This window comes from Mycobacterium sp. (assembly GCF_965277065.1).
Lineage (GTDB): Bacteria > Actinomycetota > Actinomycetes > Mycobacteriales > Mycobacteriaceae > Mycobacterium.
Window position 1 is genome coordinate 35,080 of record NZ_CBDIBT010000015.1, and the last position, 19,291, is coordinate 54,370.

The 19,291-nt window shown below is 66.5% G+C and carries 15 protein-coding genes and 2 riboswitches; of the genes, 13 read left to right on the forward strand and 2 right to left on the reverse strand.

Going from position 1 to position 19,291, the window contains the following annotated elements; all coding sequences use genetic code 11:
* Positions 1-45 precede the first annotated feature (45 nt).
* Positions 46-1,530 carry an FAD-binding protein gene (locus tag ACQY5A_RS04305; RefSeq protein ID WP_428339148.1) on the forward strand — a complete coding sequence of 495 codons (1,485 nt, stop codon included), beginning with the start codon at positions 46-48 and terminating at the stop codon, positions 1,528-1,530.
* On the opposite strand, the gene ACQY5A_RS04310 is transcribed toward ACQY5A_RS04305, so the two are convergent.
* Positions 1,527-3,446, reverse strand: coding sequence for an ABC transporter ATP-binding protein/permease (locus ACQY5A_RS04310; protein ID WP_428339149.1), 1,920 nt, complete (start codon positions 3,444-3,446; stop codon positions 1,527-1,529). The two genes, ACQY5A_RS04305 and ACQY5A_RS04310, sit on opposite strands and share 4 nt — an antisense overlap.
* A 91-nt stretch (positions 3,447-3,537) precedes the next feature.
* On the opposite strand from ACQY5A_RS04310, the gene ACQY5A_RS04315 reads away from it, so the two are divergent.
* The 12 genes from ACQY5A_RS04315 to gcvP all read left to right on the forward strand — a co-directional run bounded on the left by ACQY5A_RS04315 (position 3,538) and on the right by gcvP (position 16,905).
* Positions 3,538-5,184, forward strand: coding sequence for an acetolactate synthase (locus tag ACQY5A_RS04315; protein ID WP_428339150.1), 1,647 nt, complete (start codon positions 3,538-3,540; stop codon positions 5,182-5,184).
* Positions 5,185-5,200: 16 nt separating this feature from the next.
* On the forward strand, positions 5,201-7,546 hold the full coding sequence (gene secA2 / locus ACQY5A_RS04320) for an accessory Sec system translocase SecA2 (protein WP_428339152.1): 2,346 nt from the start codon (positions 5,201-5,203) through the stop codon (positions 7,544-7,546).
* An 11-nt stretch (positions 7,547-7,557) separates the two neighbouring features.
* Complete coding sequence (locus tag ACQY5A_RS04325; protein WP_428339153.1) at positions 7,558-8,154, forward strand: CDP-alcohol phosphatidyltransferase family protein; 597 nt, start codon at positions 7,558-7,560, stop codon at positions 8,152-8,154.
* Positions 8,147-9,064 carry a DUF881 domain-containing protein gene (locus tag ACQY5A_RS04330; protein ID WP_428339154.1) on the forward strand — a complete coding sequence of 306 codons (918 nt, stop codon included), beginning with the start codon at positions 8,147-8,149 and terminating at the stop codon, positions 9,062-9,064. The genes ACQY5A_RS04325 and ACQY5A_RS04330 overlap by 8 nt, the downstream gene beginning before the upstream one ends.
* A gap of 79 nt (positions 9,065-9,143) precedes the next feature.
* On the forward strand, positions 9,144-9,476 hold the full coding sequence (locus ACQY5A_RS04335) for a small basic family protein (protein WP_428339155.1): 333 nt from the start codon (positions 9,144-9,146) through the stop codon (positions 9,474-9,476).
* A gap of 16 nt (positions 9,477-9,492) precedes the next feature.
* Positions 9,493-10,371: a DUF881 domain-containing protein gene (locus ACQY5A_RS04340; RefSeq protein ID WP_428339156.1), complete on the forward strand. Its 879-nt coding sequence runs from the start codon at positions 9,493-9,495 to the stop codon at positions 10,369-10,371.
* 23 nt (positions 10,372-10,394) lie between these two features.
* Positions 10,395-10,790, forward strand: a complete 396-nt coding sequence (gene gcvH / locus ACQY5A_RS04345; protein WP_428339157.1) for a glycine cleavage system protein GcvH — start codon at positions 10,395-10,397, stop codon at positions 10,788-10,790.
* Between the two features lie 200 nt (positions 10,791-10,990).
* Positions 10,991-11,461, forward strand: coding sequence for a glycogen accumulation regulator GarA (garA, locus tag ACQY5A_RS04350; RefSeq protein WP_428339158.1), 471 nt, complete (start codon positions 10,991-10,993; stop codon positions 11,459-11,461).
* Complete coding sequence (locus ACQY5A_RS04355; RefSeq protein WP_428339159.1) at positions 11,461-12,198, forward strand: MerR family transcriptional regulator; 738 nt, start codon at positions 11,461-11,463, stop codon at positions 12,196-12,198. The genes garA and ACQY5A_RS04355 overlap by 1 nt, the downstream gene beginning before the upstream one ends.
* Before the next feature lie 108 nt (positions 12,199-12,306).
* A complete protein-coding gene (locus ACQY5A_RS04360; protein WP_428339160.1) occupies positions 12,307-12,798 on the forward strand; it encodes a bifunctional nuclease family protein in 492 nt (163 codons plus the stop codon).
* Between the two features lie 327 nt (positions 12,799-13,125).
* On the forward strand, positions 13,126-13,770 hold the full coding sequence (locus tag ACQY5A_RS04365) for a MerR family transcriptional regulator (RefSeq protein WP_428339161.1): 645 nt from the start codon (positions 13,126-13,128) through the stop codon (positions 13,768-13,770).
* A 68-nt stretch (positions 13,771-13,838) separates the two neighbouring features.
* Positions 13,839-13,936: riboswitch (glycine riboswitch) on the forward strand.
* Positions 13,937-14,043: riboswitch (glycine riboswitch) on the forward strand.
* Between the two features lie 30 nt (positions 14,044-14,073).
* Positions 14,074-16,905 carry an aminomethyl-transferring glycine dehydrogenase gene (gene gcvP / locus ACQY5A_RS04370; RefSeq protein ID WP_428339162.1) on the forward strand — a complete coding sequence of 944 codons (2,832 nt, stop codon included), beginning with the start codon at positions 14,074-14,076 and terminating at the stop codon, positions 16,903-16,905.
* A 192-nt stretch (positions 16,906-17,097) separates the two neighbouring features.
* On the opposite strand, the gene ACQY5A_RS04375 is transcribed toward gcvP, so the two are convergent.
* The gene (locus ACQY5A_RS04375; protein ID WP_428339163.1) at positions 17,098-19,218 is read right to left on the reverse strand and encodes a hypothetical protein; all 2,121 of its coding nucleotides are present in this window, start codon (positions 19,216-19,218) and stop codon (positions 17,098-17,100) included.
* Positions 19,219-19,291 lie beyond the last annotated feature (73 nt).

The following is a 19,291-nucleotide window of genomic DNA, read 5'->3' on the forward strand; positions in this document are numbered from 1 at the left end:
TAGACAGAGCAGTGCGATTCGAATAGGGCAGGAGGAGTAGCGCCAATGGGCACTGACATCCCAGCAACGTTGAGCGTTGACGGCGTCAGGTCGTGGTCGGATGAGGTGGACGTCGTGGTCCTCGGCTTCGGCATCGGGGGCGGATGCGCGGCGGTGAGCGCCGCCGCGGCGGGCGCACGGGTGCTAGTGCTCGAGCGAGCAGCCGCGGCCGGTGGCACGACGTCGCTGGCCGGCGGGCACTTCTATCTCGGCGGCGGCACCGCGGTTCAGGAAGCGACCGGCCATCCCGACTCGGCCGAGGAAATGTACAAGTATCTCGTTGCGGTGTCGCGCGAACCGGATCACCAGAAGATCCGCGCCTACAGCGATGGCAGCGTCGAACACTTCAATTGGTTGGAAGACTTGGGCTTTCAGTTCGAGCGAAGTTTCCACCCGGGCAAGGTGGTGGTCCCGCCCGGCACCGAAGGCTTGAGCTACACCGGCAACGAGAAGGTGTGGCCCTTCTGTGAGCAGGCCGTCCCGTCGCCGCGCGGCCATTCCGTGCCGGTGCCAGGGGAGCTGGGCGGCGCGTCCATGGTGATCGATCTCCTGGTCAAACGCGCCGATGAGCTGGGCGTCCAATTCCGCTACGAGACCGGCGCAACCAACCTGATCCTGGACGCGGACGGCGCCGTGGTCGGCGTCGCGTGGAAGCACTTCACCGAAACCGGTGCGGTGAAAGCCAATTCGTTCATCATCGCGGCCGGCGGTTTCGCGATGAACCCCGACATGGTCGCCGAACACACTCCCGAGCTCGGCCAGCCGCGGCGCACGAAACACCACGGGCTTGTCGCGCCGTACATCTTGGGCAACCCAAACGACGACGGGTTGGGCCTGCGGATGGGTATATCAGCGGGAGGCGTTGCCGAAAACATGACCGAGAAGTTCATCACCGCGGCCGCGTATCCGCCCGAAGTGCTGCTGACGGGTGTGATCGTCAACAAGGAGGGCAAGCGCTTCGTCGCCGAAGACTCCTACCATTCGCGCACATCGGCTTTCGTGCTCGAGCAGCCGGAGCAGACCGCGTATCTGATCGTCGACGAGGCGCACACCGAGATGCCGGCGATGCCACTGATCAAGTTCCTCGACGGCTACGAGACGATCGCCGAACTGGAGCAAGCACTCGAGATTCCCGCGGGCGGTGTCGCGGCAACGCTGGAGCGCTACAACAAGTTTGCCGCCAACGGTGAAGACCCTGACTTTCACAAGCAATCGGAATACGTTGCGCCGCAAGATAACGGACCGTGGGCCGTGTTCGACCTGTCTCTTGGCCGGGCGATGTACTCCGGGTTCACGATGGGTGGCCTGTCGGTCACCGTCGATGGCCAGGTGCAGCGGAGCGACAACACCGTCGTCCCGGGCTTGTACGCGGTCGGCGCGTGTGTGTCCAACATCGCCCAGGACGGCAAGGGTTACGCCAGCGGCACCCAGCTCGGGGAGGGGTCTTTCTTTGGTCGCCGCGCCGGAGCGCACGCGGCCGCCACAAGTTAAACGGGCGCTGGTAGCTTGTTCACCTCACCCAGCCGCCACGGACCGCCGCCGAGCAGCTGGAGGTGTCGATCGTGGAACTGCTCGACCGCGGGCCGGTGACTGACGCTGACCACGACGCAGTCCGGCAATTCGTTGTGCAGCAACTGATATAGCGCGTGCTCGAGCCCTTCGTCGAGTGCTGAGGTGCTCTCGTCGAGGAAGACCGCTTTGGGCTTGGTCAGCAAAATACGCGCGAAAGCCGCGCGTTGCTGCTCACCCGGGGAAAGCACCTTGGCCCAGTCGCGCACCTCGTCGAGCCGTTGTGTCAACGGTGCGAGGGCGACCTTGGTCAGCGTCTCGCGCAGCGTCTGGTCCGAGATGTCAGCCGGTGGATTCGGGTAACACACCACCGTCCGCAACGTGCCCAGCGGCACGTAGGGCAGTTGCGAGAGGAACAACGTCGCGTTGTCGCCCTCGGGGCAGCGCAACGTCCCTGACGCGTACGGCCAGAGTTCAGCCAGGCTGCGCAGCAGCGTGGTCTTGCCGGCGCCCGATTGCCCCGTAATCACCAGCGACTGACCGGATTCCAGCCGCACGTCCAGCGCGTCGACCAGCGGGTCGCCATCGGGTGTGCGCACCTCGACGCCGTCGAATTCGACCGAGCCGTCGGCGGTGGGCCGGGTCAGCACCGCAGGCAGGTCGCGCCCCTTGGCGTTGGCGTCGACCAGTCCGTGCAAACGGATGATCGCCGCGCGGAAGGCGGCGAAGGCGTCATAGTTGTTGCGGAAGAACGACAGCGAGTCGTGGATCTCACCGAAGGCCGTCGCCGTCTGCCCGACGTCACCGAACGCGATCTGCCCGGCGAACAGCCGGGGCGCCTGAATGATCCACGGCAGCGGGACAATTGCCTGCGACATCGACCAGTTCCACCCGTTGAACACAATCGTCCGGCGGACGAAGCCCCGGTAGTTGCCGATGATCGGGTTGAAACGGCTCGTCAGCTGGGCCCGCTCGACCTGCTCGCCGCGGTAGAAACCGACGGCCTCGGCTGCATCCCGCAGCCGGACCAGTGCGTAACGGAATGCGGCGTTGAGCTTTTCGTTGTTGAAGCTCAACCAGATCAGTGGACGCCCGAGCTTGAACGCGACGCCGGTGGCGATCAGCACGTAGATCACGACGATCCAGAACATCGCGCGGGGAACATCGAGGCCGAAGATGTCCAGCCGGCCAGACAAATGCCACAGGATCGCGGCGAACGAGACCACCGACACCACCGCGCGCACGGCGCCGAACAGTAGAGTGTTGGCGGTCTCATTGGACGGGATGTTCGGTGTACCGCCGGCGCCGGTGGTGAAGATGTCGACGTCCTGCTGGATTCGCTGGTCGGGGTTGTCGATGGTGTTGTCGATGAACAGGTCTCGGTAGTAGGCCCGCCCGGCCAGCCAGTCGTCGGTGAGGTGACCGGTCAGCCAGATACGCCAGGAGATGATGAACCGCTGCGTTAGGTAGATGTCGACCAGAAGCCGCACGATGAACAGCGTTGCCAGCACACTGAAGTGCGCAAGTGACATCCAAAAGCCATGAATCCCAGAATCTTTGACGCGCTCGTTGCCCAAAGCGGTCCCCTCGAAGGCCGTTTGCAGCGAGCTGTAGAGGTCATTGCTCTGATAACTGAGCAGCACCGTCAAGCGCACTGAGAGCAGGACCAGCAACAGCAAGGCCGCCAACTGCAGCCAGGTCGGCACTGCGTGGCGTCCGGTGAAGTAGCCACCGGTGATCCGCCAGTACTGGCGGCCCCAGCCGGTCAGGTAGCGCAGCAAGACCAGCACCACCAGCACGCACACCGCGGCGATCACCCAGCCCTTGGCCAGCCACCACAGTGACTCGGTCGTCGCCGTGGACCAATCGATCGACGGCTTGAATGGCTTGGGGTCCAAAATCGCGTCTCCTTGCCGACGAGGCGTCAGCCAACGTCCCTGTGGGTGCTTCACCGCGAAAGTACCCCAGGTCGGTCGATAGGCTGCGCCCATGGGCAACGACGCCGACAACTCGTTTCATGCTGGACAACTCATCGCCCGCCGCCTGAAGGCCAGCGGGATCGACACCGTCTTCACGCTGTCCGGCGGCCATCTGTTCTCGATTTACGACGGTTGCCGCAGCGAGGGCATCCGGTTGATCGACACCCGCCACGAGCAGACCGCGGCGTTCGCGGCCGAGGGCTGGTCGAAGGTGACCCGTCAGCCGGGGGTGGCCGCGTTGACCGCCGGGCCCGGCGTGACCAACGGCATGAGCGCCATGGCCGCCGCCCAGCAGAACTCGTCGCCGCTGCTGATCCTCGGCGGCCGCGCGCCTGCCGGTCGATGGGGCATGGGCTCACTGCAGGAGATCGATCATGTGCCGTTCGTGTCGCCGCTCACTCGATTCGCGGCGACGGCGCCGTCGGCCGACGCCGTCAGCGAGCTGATCGACGAGGCACTACGGGCCACGGTCACCGCCCCGTCGGGAGTGGCCTTCATCGATTTCCCTATGGATCACGTCTTCTCGGTGGCCGCCGACGGTGGACAGCCCGGCGCTCTCACAACCCCGCCTGCCCCGGTACTACCCGACGGCAACGCCCTCGATCGCGCCGTCAGCCTGCTTGCCAACGCCCACCGGCCGGTGATCATGGCGGGTACCAACGTGTGGTGGGGACATGCTGAGGGCGCGTTGTTGCGGTTGGCCGAGCAGCGCCGGATACCAGTGCTGATGAACGGCATGGCCCGCGGCACGGTGCCCGCTGACCATCCGCTGGCGTTTTCCCGAGCACGCTCGAAAGCTCTGGGGGAGGCCGACGTTGCGCTGGTCGTGGGAGTGCCGATGGATTTCCGGCTGGGGTTCGGCGCGGTATTCGGGCCGGACACCCAGCTGATCGTCGCCGACCGCGTGCAGCCCGAACGCGAGCATCCCCGACCGATCGCGGCCGGGCTGTACGGCGACCTGTCGGCGACCCTGACCGTGATGAGCGAAACACCGCGCGCCGAGCCGACCGGCCACCAGGAGTGGGTCGCCGATCTGCGCGCGACCGAGATCGCCGCCCGTGAGCGCGAACAGGGCGAGTTGGCCGACGACCGCAGCCCCCTGCACCCCATGCGCGTCTACGCCGAACTCGCACCGATGCTGGACCGCGACGCGATCATCGTCGTCGACGCAGGCGATTTCGGCTCCTACGCCGGCCGGGTCATCGACAGCCACGTCCCGGGCGCGTGGCTGGACAGCGGCCCGTTCGGGTGCCTGGGCTCAGGACCGGGTTACGCGCTGGCGGCCAAGCTGGCCCACCCGAACCGGCAGGTGGTGCTACTGCAAGGCGACGGCGCGTTCGGATTCAGCGGCATGGAATGGGACACGCTGGTGCGCCATGACGTTCCCGTTGTTTCGGTGATCGGCAACAACGGAATCTGGGCCCTGGAGCACCACCCGATGAAGGCACTGTACGGGTATTCGGTGGTGGCCGAGCTGCGGCCGAACACCCGTTACGACGAGGTGGTTCGCGCACTCGGCGGCCACGGAGAGCTGGTCTCGACGTCGGCCGAGCTGCGTCCGGCACTGACACGAGCCATGGGCAGCGGGTTACCCGCCGTGGTCAACGTGCTGACCGATCCCGATGTCGCCTATCCGCGCCGGTCGAACCTGGCGTGACCGGTACCGTTGACCTGTGCCAAAGACCACCAGCTCAACGTCGCGCCGCCTGAGCGGCCGCTTCTGGCGACTGCTCGGCGCCAGCACCGAGAAGAACCAGGGCCGCTCGCTGGCCCAGGTGACCGCATCGGCCAAGTATGACGACAAAGCCGCGGGGCTCGACGACGACCAGCTGCGCAAGGCCGCCGGCCTGCTCGACCTCGACGACCTGGCCGAGGCAGACGACATTCCGCAGTTCCTGGCCATCGCCAGAGAAGCCGGTGAACGGGCCACGGCGTTGCGGCCGTTCGACGTGCAGCTGCTCGGCGCGCTGCGGATGCTGGCCGGCGACGTCGTCGAGATGGCGACCGGTGAGGGTAAGACCCTGGCCGGGGCCATCGCCGCCGCGGGTTATGCGCTGGGTGGACGGCACGTTCACGTCGTCACGATCAACGACTACCTGGCCCGCCGCGATGCCGAATGGATGGGTCCGCTGCTGGAGTCGCTGGGCGTCACCGTCGGCTGGGTGACCGGCGAGTCGACCGCCGACGAGCGCCGCGCGGCCTACAAGTGCAACGTCACCTACGCGTCGATCAACGAGATCGGCTTCGACGTGCTGCGCGATCAGCTGGTCACCGACGCCGACGACCTGGTGTCACCCAACCCGGACGTGGCCCTGATCGACGAGGCCGACTCGGTGCTGGTCGACGAGGCGCTGGTGCCGCTGGTGCTGGCCGGGACCAGCCACCGGGAGCAGCCGCGGCTGGAGGTCATCCGGCTCGTCGGTGAGTTGCACGCCGGCGACGATTACGACACCGACTCCGACAGCCGCAACGTCCACCTGACCGATGCCGGCGCGCACAAACTCGAAAAGCAGCTTGGCGGAATCGATCTCTATTCCGAAGAGCACGTCGGCACCACGCTCACCGAGGTCAACGTCGCACTGCACGCGCACGTCCTGCTGCACCGCGACGTGCACTACATCGTCCGCGACGACGCCGTGCACCTGATCAACTCGTCCCGCGGCCGGATCGCCCAGCTGCAACGCTGGCCGGACGGGCTGCAGGCGGCGGTCGAGGCCAAAGAAGGCATCGAGACGACCGAAACCGGCGAGGTGCTGGACACCATCACCGTGCAGGCACTGGTCAATCGGTACCCGACGGTCTGCGGCATGACCGGAACCGCTTTGGCCGCAGGCGAACAGCTGCGCCAGTTCTACAAGCTCGGTGTGTCCCCGATCCCGCCGAACACGCCCAATATCCGCGCGGACGAGACGGACCGCGTCTACATCACTGGGGCGGCCAAGATCGACGCAATCCTCGCCCACGTCATCGACGTGCACGAGACCGGACAGCCCGTCCTGGTCGGCACCCACGACGTCGCCGAATCCGAAGAGCTGCACGAGCGGCTGCAACGCCGTGGCGTTCCCGCCGTCGTGCTCAACGCCAAGAACGATGCCGAAGAAGCCGCGGTGATCGCCGAGGCCGGCAAGCTCGGCGCGGTCACGGTGTCGACCCAGATGGCCGGGCGCGGCACCGACATCCGGCTCGGCGGTTCCGATATAGGCGACAATGCCCCTGAGAAAAAAGAGGTGGTCGAACTCGGCGGACTGCACGTGGTCGGCACCGGGCGGCACCACACCGAACGCCTCGACAACCAGCTGCGTGGCCGCGCAGGCCGTCAGGGCGATCCCGGTTCGTCGGTGTTCTTCTCCAGTTGGGAAGACGACGTCGCCTCGGCCAACCTCGAGCCCAACAAGCTGCCAGTACAAACCGACTTGAAAAAGGGGGACGGCCGCATCGTCAGCTCCAAGGTCGCCGGGCTGCTCGAACACGCCCAGCGGGTCGCCGAGGGACGCTTACTCGACGTCCACGCCAACACCTGGCGGTACAACCAGCTGACCGCCCAGCAGCGCGCCATCATCGTCGAGCGGCGCAACACGCTGCTCAGCACCGCCGCCGCCCGCGAAGAGCTGGCCGAGCTGGCACCCGACCGTTATGACGAACTGTCCGAAGATCTTTCCGAAGAGCAGCTGGAGAAAATCTGCCGGCTGATCATGCTGTTCCATCTCGACCGCGGCTGGGCCGACCACCTGGCCTACCTGGCCGACATCCGGGAGAGCATCCACCTGCGCGCCCTGGGCCGGCAGAACCCGCTCGACGAATTCCACCGAATGGCCGTCGACGCGTTCGCATCGCTGGCCGCGGACGCGATCGAAGCGGCCCAGCAGACCTTCGAGACCTCAGCGGCGATCGAAAACGAGCCGGGCGTCGATCTGTCGAAGTTGGCCCGTCCGACGTCGACGTGGACTTACATGGTGCACGACAACCCGCTGTCCGACGACTCCCTCTCCGCGCTGAGCCTGCCCGGCATCTTCAGATAAGGTCACCGCACATGAACCGGCCGCCCGCCCACGACCGGCTCCTGACGGTGCCCAACCTGCTCAGCGGACTCCGCCTGGCACTGATACCGGTCTTCGTCTACCTGCTGCTGTTCAAGCACGCTGACGCGTGGGCGGTGGCGATCCTGATGTTCAGCGGCGCGTCGGACTGGGCGGACGGCAAGATCGCCCGGCTGATGAACCAGTCCTCGAAACTCGGTGCGTACCTCGATCCGTTCGTCGACCGCCTGTACATGGTGACCACGCCGATCGTCTTCGGTATTGCCCACATCCTGCCGTGGTGGATCATCGCCGTCCTACTGGTTCGCGACGTGCTACTGGCCGCCGAGCTGCCGCTGCTGCGCACGCGGGGCATCACGGCGCTGCCGGTGATCTACGTCGGCAAGGCCGCGACGTTCGCCCTGATGTCGGCCTTCCCGCTGATCCTGCTGGGCCAGTGGGACGCGCTGTGGAGTCGCGTCGTATTGGCTTGCGGCTGGGCGTTTTTGATCTGGGGCACCTACATGTACCTGTGGTCGTTCATGGTGTACGCCTGGCAGGTGGTCATAGTGCTGCGCCGGATGCCTCCGGTGAAGGTCCGCCATGCCTGACCAGGCACTGGGTGGCTACGAGCCATATTCGGGTCTGAGCGCACACGAGGCCGCGCGGGTGCAGCGGATCCCGGTGCCGTCGCTGCTGCGTGCTCTGCTCTCCGAGCACCTCGATCCCGGCTACGCGGCGGCTGCCGCGAAGCGCGACCAGAGCGACGAGCCACCCGGGCGCGCCCGCATCCAGGGCTGGTTCTGGCAAGCGCTGGCCGCGCTGCTGGTGGCCGCGGTGTTCGCCGCCGCCGTCGCGCAGGCCCGCCTCGTCGCGCCGGGCGTCAGCGCCGCCCAGCGGGTGCTGGCCACCGGCGTGCGCTCGGAGGAGAAGACGACAGCGCAGCTGACCAAGGAGCGCAATTCGCTTGCCACGCAACGCGATGACGTTCAGCGACGGGCGTTGGCCGAGGACGCCGCGGGACGGCGGCTGCTCGTCAGCCTCGATCGGCTCGCACTGGCGGCCGCGAGCACGCAGGTGACCGGCCCGGGTTTGAGCGTGACCGTAACCGATCCCGGGGTGGGACCGAACCTGTCGGATGTTTCCAAGCAGCGGGTCGCCGGCAGCCGACAGATCATCCTCGATCGCGACCTCCAGTTGGTGGTCAACTCGTTGTGGGCCAGCGGCGCCGAGGCGATCTCCGTCGACGGCGTTCGGATCGGGCCGAATGTCACCATCCGGCAGGCAGGCGGCGCGATACTCGTCGACAACAACCCGACCAGCAGCCCCTACTCGGTGCTGGCAGTCGGGCCGCCGCACGCCATGCGGGACGTGTTCGACAACAGCCCCGGTTTGCGCAGACTGCGGCTCCTGGAGGCTTCGTATGGCGTCGCCGTCAACGTCAGCGCCAAGGACAACCTCACGCTGCCGGCCGGCGCGGTACGAGATGTCAAGTTCGCCAAAGAGATTGGTCCGTCGTAGTGCGACAAGACGTAGTGCGACAAGATGTAGTGCGGAATCACGACATGCGAAAGGTTCGAGTAGTGGGAGCAGAGCACCGATGATCGGTATCGCAGCGCTAGCCGCTGGTATCGTGCTGGGCCTGGTCTTCCATCCCAACGTGCCGGAAATCGTCCAGCCTTACCTGCCGATCGCGGTGGTCGCCGCGCTCGACGCGGTGTTCGGGGGGTTACGGGCTTATCTGGAAAGGATTTTCGACCCGAAGGTCTTCGTGGTCTCGTTCGTCTTCAATGTGTTGGTCGCGGCGCTGGTCGTCTACGTCGGCGACCAGTTGGGGGTGGGCACACAGCTGTCGACCGCGATCATCGTCGTCCTGGGTATCCGCATCTTCGGCAACGCCGCCGCCCTGCGCCGCAGGCTGTTCGGGGCCTAGCGGGTGTGAGGCCGACATGAGCGACACCGATCCCGACCCGGACGAGACCGCGACGCGGAAGCTCGAGCACGTTGCCGACGATGCCGCCACCCAGAAGCTCGAGCAGGTCCCCGACGACGAGGCGGACCACCAAGGCCGACACGAGCTCGGGCCACACGAGCCGCGACCGGCGATCGGCGACCTGCAGCCCCGCGGGTTCCTGCGGCGCGGCCGCACCGCTTTCGGCACGCTGGCGGTGCTGCTCTGCCTGCTGCTGGGCGTGGCCATCGCCACCCAGGTGCACCAGACCACGTCCGGCGACTCCCTGGACACCGCCCGCCCCGCAGACCTATTGGTGCTCCTGGACTCGCTGCGCCAACGCGAAGCCACTCTGAGCACCGAAGTCACCGAATTGCAGCGCTCTTTGACCGCCCTGCAGGCCTCAGGCAGCAGCGACCAGACCGCCATTCAGAACGCCCAGGCCCGATTGGCGGCGCTGTCGATCCTGATCGGCACGGTCGGGGCCACCGGGCCCGGCGTGACCGTCCGCATCGACGACCCAGGGCCCGGAGTGGCGCCGCAGGCGATGCTCGACGTCCTCGACGAGTTGCGCGCGGCCGGCGCCGAGGCCATCCAGATCGGCGACCGCCACCAGGCGGTCCGAACCGGCGTCGACACCTGGATCGTCGGGGCCCCTGGCGCACTGACCGTCGACGGTAAGACCTTGATGCCGCCGTATTCGGTTGCCGCCATTGGTGATCCGCCGACACTCGCGGCGGCGATGAACATTCCCGGCGGCGCGGTCGACAGCGTCAAGCGCGTCGGGGGCACCATGTCGGTGCAGCAGGCCGACAAGGTGGACATCACCACCTTGCGGCAACCAAAACCGCGCCAATACGCTCAGCCCGTCAAGTAGCCACCGACCAGAACAGGAACACCGTGAGCGAAATCCCACCAGATTTGCACTACACCACCGACCACGAGTGGGTTCGGCGAACCGGTGACGACTCCGTCCGGGTGGGAATCACGGACTTCGCCCAGTCGGCCCTCGGCGACGTGGTGTTCGTCCGGCTGCCTGAGGTGGGTGACGAGCTGACCGCGGGGGAGGCGTTCGGGGAGGTCGAGTCGACCAAATCTGTGTCGGACCTCTACGCCCCGGTCTCGGCGAAAGTTGTTGCCGTCAATCAGGATCTGGACGGCACTCCTGAATTGGTCAACTCCGAGCCGTACGGCGGTGGCTGGCTGCTCGACCTTCAGGTCGACGGCGAAGAGCTCGAGAAGAGTTTCGGCGAGCTACTGGACGCCGAGACCTACCGCGCCTCGCTGGCCGAATGACCCTTGTTATCGTTTGCTGCGCTCGGCGACTACAGGCGCCGGACCAACGGACCAGCAGATGTCGCCGCCGATCCGGCGGGGGACGGCACATTGGGCTCCTGTGCGCGGTACGGTCGTCACATCGACGGTCACAGCGGGTGGGGAAGCCGATCGGCCGGATCCAACCAGACAACGCAGCAGCGGCCAGTGAGGAGCAGCGGGTGACGGACAAGGACAACGACTTGACTTCTGATGAGGTCACCGTGGAGACGACGTCAGTCTTTCGCGCTGATTTCCTCAACGAGCTGGACGCCCCCGCACAGACGGGCACCGAGACCACGGTGTCCGGCGTGGAGGGGCTGCCGGCCGGTTCAGCGTTGCTGGTCGTCAAACGGGGACCGAACGCCGGTTCCCGCTTCCTGCTCGATCAACCGACCACGTCGGCCGGCCGTCATCCCGACAGCGACATCTTTCTCGACGATGTCACCGTCAGCCGGCGTCACGCTGAATTCCGTTTGGAAGCAGACGAGTTCCACGTCGTGGACGTCGGCAGCCTGAACGGCACCTACGTCAATCGCGAACCGGTCGACTCGGCCGTGCTGGCCAACGGCGACGAAGTCCAGATCGGCAAATTCCGTTTGGTCTTTCTGACTGGACCCAAGGTCGGTGAAGACGGAGGGCCCGGAAGCTAGTGACCGCGCCCGAGACCCCCGCACTGAGCGGGATGTCGATCGGAGCGGTCCTCGACCTGCTACGGCCAGACTTCCCGGACGTGACGATCTCCAAGATTCGATTTTTGGAGGCGGAGGGTCTTGTAACGCCGCAACGCGCGGCGTCAGGCTATCGCCGGTTCACTGCCTACGACTGCGCCCGCCTGCGCTTCATCTTGACCGCGCAGCGTGATCAGTACCTCCCGCTGAAGGTGATCAAGGCCCAGCTGGACGCTCAGCCCGATGGCGAGCTGCCGCTCACCGGATCGCCTTACGGTGTACCGCGATTGGTGACGGTGGGCGACGTGGCGTCGGCCGAAGCGGACTCGGTGGCCGTTGTCGCCAGCCGCGTCCGGCTCAGCCGCGAGGATCTGCTCGATCGTTCCGGTGTGGACGACGACCTGCTGACGGCGCTGCTCAAGGCGGGAGTGATCACCACCGGGCCGGGCGGATTCTTCGACGAGCACGCGGTGGTGATCCTGCAGTGTGCCCGCGCACTCGCCGACTACGGCGTCGAACCACGCCACCTACGGGCATTTCGCTCGGCCGCCGACCGGCAATCCGACCTGATCGCGCAAATCGCCGGGCCCCTCGTCAAGGGCGGCAAAACCGGTTCCCGCGACCGCGCTGACGACTTGGCGCGCGAGGTGGCCGCCCTCGCCATCACGCTGCACACGTCGTTGATCAAGTCCGCAGTGCGCGACGTTCTCCACCGCTGAAGGACTAGACTTCGAAACCACAGCTTGTGTACGGCGGCTTGGTGTTCCACCGCGACGTCGGGGCAGGTCTGATTCGACAGCGGCGGCACGTGCGGAGGGCAGACACAGATGGGCGAAGTTCGCGTCGTCGGCATTCGCGTCGAGCAGCCGCAGAACCAGCCGGTCCTGTTGCTGCGCGAGGCCAACGGTGATCGTTACCTCCCCATCTGGATCGGCCAGTCCGAAGCCGCCGCGATCGCCCTCGAACAGCAGGGAGTCGAGCCTCCTCGCCCGCTGACCCACGACCTGATTCGTGATCTCATTGGTGCCCTTGGCCATTCGCTCAAAGAGGTGCGAATCGTCGACCTGCAAGAAGGCACCTTCTACGCCGACTTGATCTTCGACCGCAATATCACCGTCTCGGCGCGGCCATCGGATTCGGTGGCTATCGCCCTACGGGTGGGCGTACCGATCTACGTCGAAGAGGCGGTGCTCGCCGAAGCCGGCCTGCTGATTCCGGATGAGAACGACGACGAGCCCACCGCCGTCCGCGAAGACGAGGTGGAGAAGTTCAAGGAGTTCCTGGACAGCGTCTCACCCGACGATTTCAAAGCCACCTAGCCCGCCGACGATGCGCGCCGCAGCGGCGCGGTGAGGAGGCGGGCAATCCAGCACGAGCCCGCCGACGATGCGCGCCGCTGCGGCGCGCCGTAATCGAGCAATGCAGATCTGAATCGGCGATATCACGGATGCGTCTCATCTGCGAGTTCGACCTCGACACGCCCGTTGGATAGCGTGGAGTCATCCCTGTGACCGCCATACTTTGCTCGATTGATCAGTTCTACAAACGCGACATCGAGTCGAAAAGCGTATGCTCACAGGCACTCGATTGAGCAAACGCGGAAACCTGCATCCCGTAACGAGCGCGATCGGCGAGAGGAAGCCCCCGTGGGAGATCAGCCACGTCAGGATCAACTGGATCTCGAGTCCGCGACCGCGCTCGATGACAGTTCGGCACCTCAGCCCGAGCAAGCGATCCACGTGTCGGCCGAACCAGTCCAGGGCGGCTTGTTCCCCGACGACTCGGTGCCCGACGAATTGGTCGGCTACCGCGGACCGAGCGCCTGCCAGATCGCCGGAATCACGTACCGCCAGTTGGACTACTGGGCACGCACGTCGCTGGTGGTGCCGTCGATTCGCAGTGCGGCCGGGTCCGGCAGCCAGCGGTTGTATTCGTTCAAAGACATCCTGGTGCTCAAGATCGTCAAGCGACTGCTCGACACCGGCATCTCGCTGCACAACATTCGCGTCGCGGTCGACCATTTGCGCCAGCGCGGTGTGCAGGACCTGGCCAACATCACCCTGTTCTCCGACGGCACCACGGTGTACGAGTGCACCTCGGCCGAAGAAGTCGTCGACCTGCTGCAGGGCGGTCAGGGCGTATTCGGCATCGCCGTCTCCGGCGCGATGCGCGAACTGACCGGCGCCATCGCCGATTTCCCCGGTGAACGCGCCGACGGAGGCGAGTCGATCGCCGCGCCGGAAGACGAGCTGGCATCGCGGCGTAAGCACCGCGACCGCAAGATCGGCTGACCCAGCCTCTTGTTATCGGAGCCGCGGGCTGTGCCCGCGGCATCTAGCCGGTAAACTCGACCACGCATCGTTCTTGCGCGGGAGAGTTCCGTGGCCGCCAGCCACGGGCGCCGAAGGAGCAACACCTCTCCGTCAACCTCTCAGGCACCCGGACCGCGACAGACCCCGATGCCTCTGGAAAGCGGCGACTATCGGTCGCCCGCCCATGGGGAAAGACATTTCGATGTCGAATCTCTCAGGCGCCCGGTCCGGGTAGACGACAGAGGGGGAGGACCTGCCTTCCTCGCTGTCAGGAGATCATTGATGTCCGACTACACCAATCCGCTTTTCGCCGACCGGCACATCGGTCCGGACACCGTCGCCATCGCGGCGATGCTCGAGGTCATCGGAGTCGACTCACTCGACGATCTCGCGTGCCGCGCGCTGCCTGCGGGAATTCTCGACGGATTGACCGACTCCGGCGTCGCACCGGGGCTCGATCAGCTGCCGCCGGCGGCCAGCGAAGCCGAGGCGCTGGCCGAGCTGCGGGCACTGGCCGACGAGAACACCGTCGCGGTGTCGATGATCGGGCAGGGATACTACGACTCGTACACGCCACCGGTGCTGCTGCGAAACATCTTGGAGAACCCGGCCTGGTACACCGCGTACACGCCGTATCAGCCGGAGATCAGCCAGGGGCGGCTCGAGGCGTTGCTGAACTTCCAGACCATGGTCGCTGATCTGACCGGGCTCGAGGTGGCCAACGCGTCGATGCTCGACGAGGGCACCGCAGCCGCCGAGGCGATGACGCTGATGCACCGCGCCGTCAAAGGTAACGCCAACCGGTTGGTCGTCGACGTGGACGTGTTTGCCCAGACCGCCGCCGTGCTGGCCACCCGCGCCGAGCCGCTGGGCATCGAGATCGTCACCGCCGACCTGCGGGATGGCCTACCCGACGGGGAGTTCTTCGGCGTGATCGCGCAGCTGCCCGGCGCCAGCGGCCGGGTCACCGACTGGTCGGCCCTTGTTTCCGAGGCACACGACCGCGGCGCGCTGGTGGCCATCGGCGCCGACCTGCTGGCGCTCACATTGGTCGCGCCGCCGGGGGAGATCGACGCCGACGTGGCATTCGGTACGACCCAACGTTTCGGTGTGCCAATGGGATTCGGCGGACCACACGCCGGATATCTGGTGGTGCACGCCAAGCACGCCCGCCAGCTCCCGGGCCGGCTGGTCGGCGTGTCTCTGGACGCCGACGGTTCGCCCGCCTACCGGCTGGCGCTGCAGACGCGTGAGCAGCACATCCGCCGCGACAAAGCGACCAGCAACATCTGCACCGCTCAGGTGTTGTTGTCGGTGATGGCCGCGATGTACGCGAGCTACCACGGCGCCGACGGGCTGACCGGCATCGCCCGGCGGGTGCACGGCCACGCCGAGGCCATCGCCGCTGCGCTGGGCGACAAGGTGGTGCACGACAACTACTTTGACACGGTCTTGGCGCACGTCCCGGGCCGTGCGGACGAGGTCATCGCCGCGGCCAAAGCCAACGGCATCAACCTCTGGCGGGTCGACGACGACCACGTCTCGGCGACTTGTGACGAAGTGACGACCGACGCCCACGTGGCCGCGGTGTTGGACGCGTTCGGTGTGGCGCCCGCGAAGCGTGGATCCGCCGACGTCGCGACCCGCACGTCGGAATTCCTGACTCATCCGGCGTTCATCAAGTACCGCACCGAGACGTCGATGATGCGATACCTGCGAGCCTTGGCCGACAAGGACCTCGCATTGGACCGCACCATGATTCCGCTCGGCTCGTGCACGATGAAGCTCAACGCCGCTGCTGAGATGGAGTCGATCACCTGGCCGGAGTTCGCGCGCCAGCACCCGTTCGCGCCGGCGTCGGACAGCACGGGCCTGCGACGACTGATCGCCGACCTAGAGACCTGGCTGGTGCAGATGACCGGCTACGACTCCGTCTCGCTGCAACCCAACGCCGGTTCGCAAGGGGAGTACGCCGGCCTGCTGGCCATTCACGCCTACCACGCCAGCCGCGGTGAGTCAGAGCGCAACATCTGCCTGATCCCGTCCAGCGCGCACGGCACCAACGCCGCATCCGCGGCGCTGGCCGGCATGAAAGTGGTCGTGGTGGCCTGCCGGTCCAACGGCGACGTCGACCTCGACGACCTGCGGGCCAAGGTCAGCGAGCACGCCGACCGGTTGTCGACGTTGATGATCACCTACCCGTCTACGCACGGTGTGTACGAGCAGGACGTCGAAGAGGTCTGCGCGGCGGTGCACGAGGCAGGCGGCCAGGTCTACATCGACGGCGCGAACTTGAACGCACTGGTCGGTCTCGCTCGGCCGGGCAAGTTCGGCGGCGACGTCAGCCACCTGAACCTGCACAAAACGTTCTGTATCCCGCACGGCGGCGGCGGTCCCGGTGTCGGCCCGGTGGCAGCGCGATCGCACCTGGCGCCTTTCCTACCCGGCCACCCGTACGCACCCGAACTGCCGGCCGGTCCGGCAGTGTCGGCCGCGCCGTACGGTTCGGCGTCGATCTTGCCGATCAGCTGGGCCTACATCCGGATGATGGGCGCTCCCGGGTTGCGGGCCGCGTCGCTGACGGCGATCGCGTCGGCCAACTACATCGCTCGCCGACTCGACGAGTACTACCCGGTGCTCTACACCGGCGAGCACGGCATGGTCGCCCACGAGTGCATCCTGGATCTGCGACCGATCACCAAGTCGACCGGCGTGACCGTCGACGATGTCGCAAAACGCTTGGCGGACTACGGATTCCACGCACCGACGATGAGCTTCCCGGTCGCGGGCACCCTGATGGTCGAGCCGACCGAAAGTGAGAGCCTCGACGAGATCGACGCGTTCTGCGACGCGATGATTGCCATCCGCGACGAGATCGACAAGGTTGGCGCAGGCGAGTGGACGGTGGAGGACAACCCGCTGCGTGGCGCGCCGCACACCGCCGAGTGCCTGCTGGTCGACAAGTGGGAGCACCCGTACACCCGCGAGGTCGCCGCCTACCCATTGGGCAAGGGCTTCCGGCCCAAGGTGTGGCCGCCGGTGCGTCGCATCGACGGCGCCTACGGCGACCGTAACCTGGTGTGCTCCTGCCCGCCGGTGGAGTCCTACGCCTGACTTTGAGTCCCCGGGTTCACGTTGTCCAGCGCGCTGCCGAGCCCGAAATCGTCCCAGTTCGCCCCGAGCAAGCTGGACACATATTCCTCACAGGTTGCAACCGCATGTGTGTTCGATTTACGCAAAAAATATCGAAAACCAGCTGAGCGCCGTATGAGTCTTCGGCCGGGTGGCCAGCGCGTCATCACCGGCTCAGCTCAGAAAGTTGGTCATCGCGGTGGCGAGATCCGGCGACGCCGACGTGGCGAGGTTCTGATAGCTACCGCCGGAGAGCTTGGCGACGGCCTCCCAGGTAGCCCGGTCGGAGTCAGACCCGAAATCGATGACGTTGACCGCGACCGGCTTAGCCGGGTCGGCAGCCTGCTTGATGAAGTCCTGCAGACCCTGGCCGCCCAGACTCTGATCGGTGTGCGGCCCGGACGTGATCACCAGAACCGAGTTCGTTTGCCCAGCGCGGAAATTGGCTTGGGCGTTCTGGTAGAGCAGGCGCAGCGTGGTGAACGACACCGCGCCGCCAGCGGTTGCATGCTGCTTGTCCAGCGCCGCCGCCAGGGCCTCGGCACGCGGCTTGCCGTCGACCTGATCGGCCAGCGGGCCCGCCGGCACCTCGGAGCGGCCCTCCTTGCCGTCGAACGTCCACAGTCCGATCACCGCGTTCGGCGCCAGTGCCTTGATCCGGTCGTCGAGGGCGTTGACCACGTTGCCCAGCCGCGTCTTGCCGCCTTCGTCGGTGGTCATCGACTGCTCGAGCATGATGGTTGCCGCCGGCGCGCTGGCCGGAGCTGACACGGTGTTGGCCAGCGCGGCCCGCGTCCCGTCGTCCCCGACCGAAAGCGTCGACGTCAGCGCGGGGAAGTCGGTGACATCGCTCTTCGGCGGCTTCGTGCCTTCGGCGCGAAAACCGGCCTTGGCCAACTCGCCCAACTGGTCGGGCTTGTGCATGAACCGGGCGAACTCGCTGGCCGCCGTCACCTGTTCCTGCGACAGCCAGGATCCGCTGAGCAGCACGGTGGGGTAGTCGGCGACCGCGGCGGCACCCGGTGGCAACCACGAGCTCAGGGTGCTGCCGGCGTCGGATTGAGATTGCCCGCGGGCGAACAGCTGCTGCTCAGTGGTGACCACCGCATGCACTGGAGCGGTCGCGGCGTCACTGGACTTGAGCAGAGCATTCATCGCCTCGCCCAGCGAGTTGTCGGCCAGCTTGGGCTGCCCGCCGATCAGCGTGCGCACCGCGCCGTTGCCGTCGGTCGGCGGCGCGCCCGGCGGCACCGAGGCGGCGGCCACCGCTTCTCCGGCGAGGTAGGCGGCGTCGCTGTTGCCGCTGAGCGGCAGTGCCAGACGCAGCGATCCCCACGACGGCAGCTTCAGACCGGCCAGTGAGTCGGGCTTGATCTGTAGATCGGGCAGTGTCGACCATTTTTGATCGCCCAGTTCCTTATGCAGCTCGGGTCGGACCGCAAGTACGACCGGCGAGGTGACCAGCGATCGGCTGTCGGTGACCGTTTCCTTACCGACCGCGGCGGTCAATCGTGCAGCTGACACCGAGCTGCCCGGGATCCACAGCGCCGGCCGCTGGCCCAGATCTGCGGGCCAGTTTCCGATGAACCCGTCGACGACCGCGTCGGAGCCCGCAGATTTGACCCCGATCGAGACGCAGTGGTCGCCGACCGGCGCGGCAATGCCGTTGAATCGTTCCGCCAAATGCTGCACCTGATCGGAGATCGACGGGTCGGCGATCACGGCGATCGGCTGCTTGTCGCCGACGCATCGCGCACTGTAAGAGCGGTTGGACAGCGCGTCGCCGAAGAAACGCCACAGAATGACCACGCCCACCACCACGACGACCGAGATCAGCGCGGCGACCACTCCGATGCTGACCCCGCGGCGTCCCGCCTCGTTGCGGTGACCGCCGCTGAAATCGGGGAGAACACGGTGGCCGCCGGTCGGCGGACCCGAGGGCGGAGCCGGTGGGACCGGGTCACGTCGTGGAAAGTCAGGAAAGTCGTCCGGCGCGTCGATCTCGGCGGGGGGCTGGTCCGGCTCCGGGGTCGCGAACTCGTCCCGCGAATCGTCTGCTGGCTCGTCGAAGCCGAAAAAGCCTGCATCGCCGGCAAAGTCGTCGGAGAATTCTTCCGGCGGACGGCTCGGATAACGCGGCGCCTCGAAGGAACCGGGGAAAGATGGTTCGTCGGCCGGTGGACCCGGAGGCTCGCGGTATCCGCTGGCATCTCCGAAGTCCTGCGACTCGGGATAGTCATCTGACGGGTCGTCGATCGGTTCTTCGTCGTCATCGGGAGCTCTGTGCCTACCCATGCCGGTCCTCTCCTGAGCGCCAGAGGTGCCTGCGGCCGTTAGTCATCGGGGTGGTCGAGATTCCCCCAACCAA